We start from the raw sequence: 614 nt of genomic DNA, 5'->3' as shown, positions 1-614 counted from the left end.
TACTGGGCCCCGACCCCCCCGACACCCTCACCACCCGCAGCAACCTCGCCACCTGGCGGGGAGAGGCGGGGGATGCGGCCGGGGCGGCACAGGCGCTCGCCGACCTGCTGGAGCACACAGTGCGGGTGCTGGGCCCCGTCCACCCCCTCGTGCTCATTGTTCGACACAACGTCGACCGCTGGCAGAAAGAAGCGGAGAGGAGGCCCGGGGCATCGGGTAACGATCGTTCATGAGACACCCGGCTCGGGCGCCACGTTCCCGTAGTCACGACGGATACGCATGCTGTGTATGCGCATACGTAACGGTCACCGTTTTGTGCGGCTGGTGACAGCGTTCTTACCAACACCCTGCTTCCCGCTCAATCGTCACGTGATGATTGAGCGGGAAGCAGGGTGCTCGGTCACAGGCCGATGCCGACGAGAGGGGAGTTCTTCACGCGGTCGACATCGTCCATGTACCGGGCGAGGATGCGGGAGCCGCCGGCGCGGGCGATCTCGAGGGGGTCGTGTCCGGCGGCGCGGGCGGCGGTGGCGAAGCCGCGGCGCAGGGAGTGGCCGGACCAGGCGCCGGTCAGGCCGGCGGTGTCGGCCAGGCGCTCGATGACCTCGGCGGCG

2 pseudogenes are annotated in these 614 nt (G+C 69.2%); one reads left to right on the top strand and one right to left on the bottom strand.

Annotated features, from left to right (window positions below):
* Positions 1–233, top strand: a pseudogene (locus tag B7767_RS47560) (hypothetical protein); the annotation flags it as partial.
* Positions 234–400: 167 nt separating this feature from the next.
* Here B7767_RS47560 and B7767_RS41780 read toward each other — a convergent pair.
* Positions 401–614 (bottom strand): annotated as a pseudogene (locus B7767_RS41780) (integrase); the annotation flags it as partial.

The organism is Streptomyces sp. 13-12-16 (assembly GCF_002114215.1).
In the GTDB taxonomy this organism is placed as follows: Bacteria; Actinomycetota; Actinomycetes; order Streptomycetales; family Streptomycetaceae; genus Streptomyces.
Note: the sequence above shows the minus strand (reverse complement) of the source record. Positions and strands in the feature narration are given on the sequence as shown.